The following is a 10284-nucleotide window of genomic DNA, read 5'->3' on the forward strand; positions in this document are numbered from 1 at the left end:
TCCGGCGGCAAGGGCGTTCCGTTTTCGATGGCTTGCTGTCTCGCCAATTCTGCCTGCGCCTGTCTCAACTTCTTGAGATACTTGCCCCTCGCCTCAGCCTGAGGCAAGCCAAGCAGTAAAACGGTAGTTAGAGCTATCAGGAATAAGGACGTCTTTCTCTTGCCCATTGTTTTATCAACTTCCCACCCATTTTTCGCCTTGCGAACTTAGTGGGATTTCACCTAGTGCCAAAACTTCCATGATGAACTGCGCAGGAAGCAGGCTCCGTCAAGCTGATCTTGAGGACGTTTGACGCTTGGCTGCTGTTGCAGCCTGACCTTCGCTATTTTGGCGACATATTGGCCTGCTGCCCCACAGTGGCGGGCTTTTAAGGACTTTGGTGCACTCGGCAGGGCTCGAACCTGCATCTACCCGAGAGGTCCCGCTCTGTCCTAGATTGAGCTACGAGCGCTAATCTCTGCACGCTAATTGAACCAGGGTCGGTCGAACAATTTAGAGATTGGGGTAACTGCCACATGCATTGGACGTAGGGCAAGGTGCGACGGCCTGCCCCATAAGTATCAGGAAGGACGGCGATGCGCATCACAAACCAAGTCTCGTTTACGCCACCTTCAATGTGCCGGCGCAACTTGACGGTCGTTGCAGCCCCAGTGCTACCGTGATCGTCTCGACCTGACGGTCAGAATAGCGACAAGTATGCATACACCAAGGACCACGCAGGGCGGAGTTGCGTGAGCATACTCGCCATGGAATACAACAGTTACGGCTGCGGCCAGCATGACAGCACTCCCGAGCAGTGATCCGTAGAGGCGCAGAGGCCTGAAGATCAGCATGACAGCAGCCGTCAATTCGAAGATTGCCGTTAGATAGTGGAAGCTTTCCGGATAACCCCACCGGGCGTAGTCAGCGGCAATCTCGGCAGTGATGAAGGTATTCCCGTAGGCCCCAACCAGAAAGAACGCTGCAAGCAGCCAAGCGAGAACGTTTCCCCAATGAATTCTGGGCATGGAAGGTCTTTCTCTGTAGAATTCCGGTCAGAAACAGGCCGACGGCAAACATGCCGCGCATTTTCATTGCGACGCGGGTTGAAGTGCGAGCACACGGCTCGCCAAACGCCAGCCGTCCTGCGTCCGCCGAAGCCTATCCGTATAGGTAACGCTCGTTACCGCGCCGTTCGACAACAGGCCAAGACCTTTCGACTCCGCCCGATCTCGTCGTTCGGGCCTTCGTGAACATATAAATTTGTCGTGTGATGAGCCCTGGCGTGACCTTCGCGGCTTGCCATATGGCGGATTGCTTCAATTCCGGTGACGGGCGCAAATCCGAAAACGCTCGAGTCAAAGCAGGCATCCTCGGTGAAGACTTCACCAAACCGGTCCCACGCGCGCTTGTCGACAAGGTGTCCCCAGAGCGACAAGATTTGGTTGACCACAATGATGTCGCTGATGGACGGTTTCACCGCTCATACTCCTTGAGTTGGGATGGGAGTCAAAATCCGGAACCTCCGGCCATTACCAGTTGATGGGTCCGTTGGTATTGAAGAATTGGCCAGTCGGTCCTGCATCATCCAGCAAGGCGTATTTGACAGATGCCCGAACGCCGTCCTCAATGGTGACGTAGCCGCCACCCTTGTTCAAATCCGTCATGACGTAGCCGGGGCAGACCGAGTTCACCTTGATCGGTGTATCACGCAGCTCGAAGGCCAACTGTACGGTCAGCATGTTGAGAGCCGCCTTGGACGCAGCATAGCCAAGCCACTTGACGTCGGGCGAAGGATTGCCTGGATCACCGTTCCACCAAAGAGATCCTACGCTGCTCGATAGGTTGACGATGCGGCCGCTGCTCGCCTTGCGAATGAGCGGCAACATCTTCTGCGTCACGATCACCGTGCCGATGAAATTGACCTCGAGCGTTTCGCGCAGGCTCTGCGTTGGGGCCACGCTCGGAAAATCGTCGGTGTCGAGCAGCAGAATTCCGGCGTTGTTTACCAGGATGTCGAGCCTGCCGAATTGCTCACCGATCGTTGATGCGGCTGCGTCGATGGTTTCCGGTCGATTGAGGTCGATCTCGATTGCTTCGACCGCCAACCCTTCCGCGCGCAGTGCTTCAGCCCTTTCCTGGCCAGTTGCAAGATCGCGTGCGCCCAGCAGGACAAACACGCCGTTGCGCCCAAGCTGACGAACCGTTTCAAAGCCAAGACCGCGGGTAGCGCCAGTTACGAGCGCAATCTTTTCATGTTTGGACATTCCATATCTCCAGCAAGCGCACCGCCCATCGGCAACGCATTTTCGCAATGCTGATTAGCAGCGCGCTGGATCGCACGGAAGAATATGTCTGTCAATGACAAATGTCACTAAGTGACATTTGTTTCGAAATGCACGACGGTGGCGGCCCGATCGAAGATATCGGGGAGTGACGTCCTCGCGCTTCCTTCTACCCAGCTGCTGATTGTCGCGCGAATGAGCGCGAAAACGGTTCCTGATACCGTATAGGCGACAACCCAGGAGAGCGGAGACGGTCGATCCGGTGAGGCTAGAATTCGAGCGACTTCGTCGATCAGCTCAGCAATCATCTGTTCCTTTCGCGCGGAAATGCTCCTGTTGGAACGGATCGCGGTCTCGATGGCGAGGAAGAAACGAGATTTCTCCTCGAAAGCCGCGAGCATGGCCCGCGCTGAGGCGAGAAGCGCGACAACGGGTGGCTCAGACTTGAGCCGTTCCTTCAGTTCCTCCCGAATGATCGTCATGCCGTCCTGCACCCAGCTGACGATCACATCTTCCTTGGTCGGGAAATAACGCAGCAGGGTGCGCGGCGAAACGCTGACGGCGGCAGCGATATCGGCAACAGTAGTCGCCTCAAACCCATGCTTGTGGATCAAGTCCAGCCCTGCCTCAAGCAACTGCATCCGCGTGCGATCCTTCTTGTCTTCCCGAAGACCCAAGATTTTCTCCACACTGAAATGATTAGGGTCTCTTTTGACACACAATGCCATTTGTCGTCCAGAGACAGAAACCCTGATGGTGATTGCGGGGCAGTACTCACGCTCAGCCCGGCCGAACGAATACCGGCAAGTCAGTTCGAAACTGCCGATCTGAACTTGCTGGGCGGTTGGCCATAGGTCTGACGGAAGAGCCTCGAGAAATGCGAGGCGTTTTCAAACCCGACCTCGATGGCGATCTCGATCATCGGAGCCCTGGTCTGCATCAGGAGGTATTTCGCCCGCTCCAGACGCACCCTTGTGTAAACAAGCGCCGGAGAACTGTTTGTTTTCTCCATGAAGAGGCGCTCGAGTTGCCTTCGGGATAGTCCAACCAAGGCCGCCAGCTTGGGAATGGAGATTGTATGCTCGATGTGGTTCTCCATGATGATGAGCGCCGCCTTCAGTCTGGGGTCGTGGCTCTCGATGGAAAGCGGTCTGCGCGGCTGGATGTCGGATGCCGAGCGCGCCTTCTCGATCTGCAGCACTTCGAGTGCGTTTGTCTCCGCCTCCCTGCTGATATGGCGTCTGACGATTGACGCCGCCATATCCGCAGCGCTGCTGCCGCCGGCACATGATCCCCTGGTGCGATCAAGATTGAACAGACGGTCCGATCGGACCGCGTGATCCGGGAAGCGCTCGCGGAAAGCCTGAAAGTGCAGCCAGCTGACGCAAGTCTGATGGTATTTCATCAGGCCGGCCTCGGCCAGGATGAACGTTCCGGTGCAGACCCCAATCAAGGGAACCTTCGCAGCGGCGGCTCGCTTGAGGTAGCTGACTGTCTCGCTGTCGACCGGGAACTCGCTGTTCAGCAGCCCGCCCACGACAACGATATAGTTGAACTCACCCGGATCCACGAAATCCGATGTCGGCGCGACCTGGACTCCGCAACTGGAGGTGATCAGGTTTCGGTTACTCGCCAGGAGTTGCCAATCGGCGAAAACCCTGCCGGATTTGTCGGTCTCGTCGCTTGCCAATCTAAGCGTGTCGACGAACAGGGCGAACGCGGAAAGGGTGAAGGAACGAGCGAGAACAAATCCGATCTTCAATCGGTCGATCTCCGGAACGTCAATGGCTGATTTCATGTCCGCTCGAACCTCTGGCTATTTGCCGACAGCGCTGGGCGCAAAGCGCGATAGTTCTCCCGAGTACGCCTTATTCGACGGCATTGGCGACGTAAGACGCAATCATGAGATCAAGATGCGGGCGTCTCGGTCAATCCGGAATTCTCTGTTTTTTGAGCGTCGCACAGGCCTATGGTCAGCGCACCTACTGCTTCACCGAGGTGGAGGTGCCCCAGGTATCCGACAGCACGTAGCCTTGAGGGTATGGGTCCGTCGGATCGAGATAATAGCTATGCTCGCCCGTGATCCAGGCCCGGCCGGTGATCTCTGGTACGATCGCCTTGCGCCTGCCGATCTCCGTCAGCTCCACGATCTTGCCGGTGAAGCGCGAGCCGATGATCGATTCATGGATCAACACGTCACCCACTTCCATCAAGCCCCGTGCTTGCAGGACGGCCATGCGGGCTGAGGTGCCGGTTCCGGTGGGACTGCGGTCCGAGCGTCCCGGGGAGACGATGCAGGTGTTGCGGGTGACGTTGCCGGGACCCTGGAACGGCATCGCGAACTGCACGATCGACACGCCGCGCACATGGTCGAATTCCGGATGGACGACATCGAGCTGTTCGCGCGCCGCCCGCCGGACCTTCTCGCCGGCCACCGCCAGTTCGCGAGCCTCGTCGGGGGCGACCGAGAAGCCGAGTGCCTTGGCATCGACGATCGCATAGAACATGCCGCCATAGGCGATATCGACCGTGAGCGTGCCTAGCCCCTCGACCTCGATGTTGGCATCCAGGCGATCGACAAAGGCGGGCGCGTTGCGGAAGGTGATCGACAGGCATTTGCCGTCGCGGCATTCGGCGCGCACCTCGATGACGCCACCCGGCATGTCGAGCTTGAAGCGCGTCTCGGGCTCCTGCATCGGCACCATGCCGGTCTCGAGCAGCACCGTGGCAACGCAGATCGTGTTCGAACCGGACATTGGAGGATATTCCGTCGGCTCCATGATGATGGCCCCTGCGACGCAATCCTCGCGCGTCGATGGAACCACGAGATTGACGTGCCGGGCAACGCTGCCGCGTGGCTCGCAGATCAGCATCCGCCTTATATGGTCGTGATCACGTTCCATCGTGATCATCTTTTCCATCATCGTGCGGCCGGCAGGCGAAAGAACACCGCCTACGATGACGTCGCCGACCTCACCTTCGGCATGGCAGCCGACCACACGAATGCTGGTTTTGGTGCGCATTGTTGTTCCTTGTCGATTGCAATGCCTTCACGGCGAAACGAGCAGCGAGTCCCGAAGTTCAGGCCCAAATGTCTCCCGCGGTGAAACCTTCTGGGAACGGATCATCGTTGTCCAACACAATCGTGTTCAGCCACGCGCGCGACGCTATCCATGCGTCTGGTTCCGCCTACTTGATCTGGAATCCGTGGGCCAACGGATCGCGATCGTCGACGAATATCGTATTGTGGCCGATGATCCGTGCCCAACCGCCGACACTGGGCTTGATGCCCTTGAAGGGCCCGACGTCGGCCTCAGCTTCGACGCGACCTTCGAATACCGTGCCGATCAGGCTTTCCTGGCGGAAAGTATCGCCGACCTTCAGTCGCCCCTTCCCGCATAGTTGTGCCAGGCGGGCCGAAGTCCCGGTGCCGCCCGGCGATCGGTCGATAGCCTTGTCACCGTAGAACACCGCGCCGCGGCCGTCGGCCTTGCTGCTCGAGGGCGTGTCGCACCAGATGGCGTGGTCCACGCCGCGTATTCTTTCATCTTCGGGATGAACTGGATTGCAGACGGGTTCGAGTGCTTCGCGAAGGCTACGGCTGAGATCCACGATGGCGCTCGCCGACATGCCGTCCAGGCCCTGCCATGACTCCTGCGGCTCGACGACGGCGTAATAGTTGCCGCCATAGGCGATGTCGACGACGAGCCGACCTAGACCGGGGACATCGACCGCCACGTCCGCGGCATGCAGATAGCTGGCAACGTTGAACAACCGGACGGAGTCCACGAACTCGCCCGGCTTCTCGTATTGGATATCAACCCTGCCAGCCGGGGTCTCGATCGACAGCTTGCCAGGCACCCGGGGCGTTACCAGGCCTTCTTCGATTGCCGCCGTCACAAGGCCGATCGTGCCGGCGCCGCACATCGGCAGGCATCCGCTGACTTCGATGAAGATCACGGCGAAGTCACAGTCATCACGGTAGGCAGGATAGATGATCGCACCCGACATGATGTCGTGTCCGCGCGGCTCGAACATCAATGCCTGCCGAATCCAGTCATGATCGCGGACGAACAGCTCGCGTCGTTCGGCGATCGGAATATGGGGCAGCAGAGGACCGCCTCCTGCGACAAGGCGGACCGGGTTGCCGCAGGTGTGGGAGTCTATGCAGAAGAAGCTGCGGCGCATGGTTTTCCTTTCGCGGTTCAGGTGAACTAGGCCATTCCAGGTCTTCGGCGCCGATCCAGCGCGCCCTTGGAAAGCCTGTCGAGGAAGATGGCAAGCGCGACGATTGACAGTCCGGCCCGCAGGCCCAGACCCATTTCCATCCGCGTCAATCCCCGCGTCACCTCGGCGCCGAGGCCGCCGGCTCCGACCAGCCCCGCCAGGACCACCATCGCCAGCGACAGCAGGATGCACTGGTTGAGACCGACCAGCAGTGTCGGGGTGGCCGAAGGGATCTCGATCTTGAACAGGATCGACCGCGGCGAAGTACCGGTCGCATGACCGAGTTCCATGAGGTCTTTCGGCACCTGGTTGAAGGCCAGAGTTGTCAGGCGCAGCATCGGCGGTATGCCGTAGACAATCGTCGCGATGATCGCGGGAACGCGGCCGAGGCTGAAGATCATGACAGCGGGGATGAGATAGACCCAGGGCGGCACCGTCTGCATGATGTCCAGCAGGGGTCGCACACCGGCCTCGAATTTCTTATACCGAGATGCCAGGATGCCGAGCGGGAACGCGATCGACACGGAAATGACCACCGCGACCGTTACCAGCGCCAGCGTCTGCATCGAGGCGGCCCAAAAGCCAGTCAGCAAGCAGAACGTGAGCGAAATAGCTGTCACCACCGAAACCCGGACGCTGACAAAAAGAGCGGCGAGAAGGACTGCCACGACGATCGTCGCGTAGGGCGGCGGATAGAGGAGCGCTGCTTCGATGGCGCCCAGCACCGCCTCGATCAGCTTGGCCACCGCGTCGAAGAAGGGATGGAAGTTCGTATTCAGCCAATCCACGGCTGGGGCGAGGTAAGCCCCCGGCGAAAACTGCACCAGATCAGGATTCATCTTGCGCCTCCGCTGGCGCGGCGGGCCGCGCTCTGAGTGAGTCTGTCGAGCACCATTGTCAGGATGACGATCGCGATGGCGGCGTTGATCGACGTGGCGATGTCGAGCGTGCGCACGGCTGAATAGATCGTCTCGCCGAGCCCTCCCGAACCGACGATGCCGGCGATGACCACCATGCCGAACGCCATCATCAGGCTCTGGTTGATCCCGGCCATCACGCTTGGGATGGCGAAAGGAAGCCGGATCTTGATGAACATCTGCCAGGGTGTCAGGCCGCATGCCTGGCCGAGCTCAATGAATTCGAGCGGCGTCATGCGAATGCCAAGGGATGTGAGCCGGATGGCCGGAGGCATGGCTACGATAAACGTGGCGACAAGTGCGGTCGCCGGCCCATAGCCCAGCAGCGCGATCGCAGGCAGAAGGTAGATGTAGGGCGGCAAGGTCTGGATCAGGTCCAGCACTGGCTCGAGAAGTCGGTCGAACGATCTGACAAAGCCTGCCACGATGCCAATGGGAATGCCGACGACAAGGGCCATGATCGTGGCGGTGATCACCAAGGCCAATGTGCTCATGGTTTCGGTCCACAACCCCATGACCGCGCAGAAGATCAGGGCAAGGCCCGCGATGACGCCAAACAAGGCGTTGATCAGTCGCCATCCGAGCAGAGCTGCGATGACAGCGATCAGGTAAAACGGCGCGAGCTGCAGCAGCCACAGGACGCCGTTGTAGGTCCCTTCAAGCACGGTCCTGATAAAGTCGAACAACCACTCGCCGTTGTCGCTGATCCAGCCGAGCGCAGTATCCGTCCAGTTATCGAACGTGTCGGTAATGACTGAAATGTCCATCCTAGCCTCCCGAGCTATGCTGCAGGCATCCCGGCAACACCACGGAGCAATCCCCGGATGGTGACGACACCGACGACCGTTCCGTTTTCGACAACCGCGACCGCGTCGCGATCGGACTTCATGGTGAGTTCGATGAGTTCGCCAATGTCGGCTTCCGGTGAAGTGCGCAGGAGCGTATTCACGTCGCCATGCGGTTGCGCGTTCGTGAACTCGGCAACAGGCCGCATCACGGTGTGCGCCTTGACCAGGTGAATCCTGGATATGCCGGCCACGAACGCCGAGACGTAGTCGTCGGCGGGTTTGGTCACGATTTCCTCGGCCGTTCCAACCTGGACGACAACACCGTCCTTCATGATGGCGATCCGGTCGCCGAGGCGGATCGCTTCCTCGAGGTCGTGGGTGATGAAGACGGCGGACTTGCCGAGCGACTTCGTCAGCTGTCGGAATTCGTCTTGAAGCTGGCGCCGGATCAGCGGATCGAGGGCGCTGAAGGGCTCGTCCATGAGGATGATTTCGGGATCTGCGGCCAGGGCCCGTGCGAGGCCAACGCGCTGCTGCATGCCGCCGGACAGTTCGTCGGGATAGCGCGCTGTCCAGTCGGAAAGCCCAACCTTTTCGAGCGCTGCACGAGCGGTTCTGTTGCGCTGTTCTTTCGCAACGCCTTGAGCCTCGAGACCGAAAGCCGCATTCTCGAGGACTGTTCGGTGAGGGAGCAGTGCCACGCTCTGGAACACCATGCCGATGTTCCGCGCGCGCATGTCGCGGAGCTCAGATGCATTGAGCTTCGCGATATTCTTTCCTTTCACCGTGATCTTGCCGAGGCTCGGTTCGATCAGACGGTTGAGGAGTCGGATCAGCGTCGACTTGCCGCTTCCCGACAGCCCCATGATGCAGAATATCTCGCCGCGGCGAACCTGGAGGCTGGCGTCGGAGACACCCACCACGCAGTCGAAGTCTTGCAGCACCTGTGTCTTGGAGAGCCCCCGTTCGGTTATGGCCTTGACGGCAGCCGGAGCGCGACCACCGAAAATCTTCCACACGGACTGGCAGTCGACCAGCACTTCGCTGGAGTCATTCACCACAGTGTTCATTGCGTTCCCCATGGGCCGGCTTGGCGTTGGCCTTCATGTTTTCGTAGTTCCGGAGCGGGCCGCCGACCTCGGCGACCCGCCATTTCGAAATTACTCGGACTTGATGTTTTCCCAACGCTTCAGGAGGTCGGCATGGCTGTCGGTCCAGGCCTTGATGGCCTCGTCCATGGTCTTGCCCTCATTTACGGCAGAGCTGATCGCGGTGATGTCGGCAAGCGGGACGTAGACGCTGGCGAGCACTTCTCGTGCGTGCGGATTTTCGGCGGAGAAGCCCTTCTTGCCGATCCAGTAGTAGCTCTGTGGCGGCGGGAAGATTGCCTTCGGGTCCTTGAGGAACTTGACGTCATATTTCTGCATCATCCAGGAGGGCTCCCAGATGGTGACGGCGATCCATTCCTTGCGGTCAACGGCCGACTTGAGCGCTGCTGTCATGGCAGCGGTGCTGCCCTCCACGAGCTGCAGTTTCAGGTCGTATGCCTTCACCGAGTTTGTCGTATCACGCATGAGACCGGATCCCGGCTCGATGCCGACGATCTTGCCGCCGAACTTGTCGGCGTTGTCGTTGAGCTGGTCCATCGAGTCGATGGTCACGTATTTCGGCACCGTCACACCCTGGAACAAGCCATGCGAAACCGGGGAGATCTTCTCGAGCTTCTTCTTGTTCTTGTCCCAGTAGTCCTGGGCGACGTAGTCCGTCTGCGAGGCGAGGATCTGGATGTCGCCCTTGGTAAGTGCGGCGTAGGCGATGCCCCACTCGGAGAAAGGCACCACCTTCACGGTGTAGCCGGAATCTTCGAGCACCTTCTTGGTGATGCCGGTGATGGGGGTGAGGTCCTCCCAGGACATCGTGCCCACTGTGATGGTCTTTTCTTCCGCGTGAGCGGACAGCATGGTCATACCGACCATCGCGGCAGCGCAGAGCGCTTTCCACAACGTCTTCATTTTACTCACTCCTTTGTTTTTTGTTCCCATTCTCTTTGAAGACTTTTGCCGTCGGCTCAGTCTTCACATTGCGCGG

General features: G+C 59.3%; 11 protein-coding genes and 1 tRNA gene. All 12 read right to left on the bottom strand.

What is annotated here, in order from left to right:
• Window positions 1-377: 377 nt before the first annotated feature.
• Window positions 378-451, bottom strand: a tRNA-OTHER gene (locus ACFSOZ_RS02770).
• 202 nt (window positions 452-653) lie between these two features.
• On the bottom strand, window positions 654-1007 hold the full coding sequence (locus tag ACFSOZ_RS02775; RefSeq protein ID WP_379093381.1) for a DoxX family protein: 354 nt from the start codon (window positions 1005-1007) through the stop codon (window positions 654-656).
• Window positions 1008-1162: 155 nt separating this feature from the next.
• The gene (locus ACFSOZ_RS02780) at window positions 1163-1459 is read right to left on the bottom strand and encodes a nuclear transport factor 2 family protein (RefSeq protein WP_379093384.1); all 297 of its coding nucleotides are present in this window, start codon (window positions 1457-1459) and stop codon (window positions 1163-1165) included.
• A gap of 52 nt (window positions 1460-1511) precedes the next feature.
• Window positions 1512-2246, bottom strand: a complete 735-nt coding sequence (locus ACFSOZ_RS02785; protein WP_379093387.1) for an SDR family oxidoreductase — start codon at window positions 2244-2246, stop codon at window positions 1512-1514.
• Between the two features lie 107 nt (window positions 2247-2353).
• Entirely contained in the window at window positions 2354-2941 is a 588-nt protein-coding gene (locus tag ACFSOZ_RS02790; RefSeq protein WP_379093390.1) for a TetR/AcrR family transcriptional regulator, read from the bottom strand.
• Between the two features lie 131 nt (window positions 2942-3072).
• Window positions 3073-4062 carry a GlxA family transcriptional regulator gene (locus tag ACFSOZ_RS02795; protein WP_379093393.1) on the bottom strand — a complete coding sequence of 330 codons (990 nt, stop codon included), beginning with the start codon at window positions 4060-4062 and terminating at the stop codon, window positions 3073-3075.
• Window positions 4063-4246: 184 nt separating this feature from the next.
• On the bottom strand, window positions 4247-5287 hold the full coding sequence (locus tag ACFSOZ_RS02800; RefSeq protein WP_379093396.1) for a proline racemase family protein: 1041 nt from the start codon (window positions 5285-5287) through the stop codon (window positions 4247-4249).
• Between the two features lie 166 nt (window positions 5288-5453).
• Window positions 5454-6452, bottom strand: coding sequence for a 4-hydroxyproline epimerase (locus ACFSOZ_RS02805; RefSeq protein ID WP_379093399.1), 999 nt, complete (start codon window positions 6450-6452; stop codon window positions 5454-5456).
• 26 nt (window positions 6453-6478) lie between these two features.
• On the bottom strand, window positions 6479-7330 hold the full coding sequence (locus ACFSOZ_RS02810) for an ABC transporter permease (protein WP_379093402.1): 852 nt from the start codon (window positions 7328-7330) through the stop codon (window positions 6479-6481).
• A complete protein-coding gene (locus tag ACFSOZ_RS02815) occupies window positions 7327-8175 on the bottom strand; it encodes an ABC transporter permease (protein WP_379093404.1) in 849 nt (282 codons plus the stop codon). Before ACFSOZ_RS02815 ends, ACFSOZ_RS02810 begins: the two co-directional genes overlap by 4 nt.
• 14 nt (window positions 8176-8189) lie before the next feature.
• Window positions 8190-9266: a quaternary amine ABC transporter ATP-binding protein gene (locus ACFSOZ_RS02820; protein ID WP_379093407.1), complete on the bottom strand. Its 1077-nt coding sequence runs from the start codon at window positions 9264-9266 to the stop codon at window positions 8190-8192.
• A 90-nt stretch (window positions 9267-9356) separates the two neighbouring features.
• On the bottom strand, window positions 9357-10208 hold the full coding sequence (locus tag ACFSOZ_RS02825) for a glycine betaine ABC transporter substrate-binding protein (protein WP_379093409.1): 852 nt from the start codon (window positions 10206-10208) through the stop codon (window positions 9357-9359).
• Window positions 10209-10284: the final 76 nt, after the last annotated feature.

The sequence above is a fragment of the Mesorhizobium newzealandense genome (assembly GCF_042682145.1).
Lineage (GTDB): Bacteria > Pseudomonadota > Alphaproteobacteria > Rhizobiales > Rhizobiaceae > Mesorhizobium > Mesorhizobium newzealandense.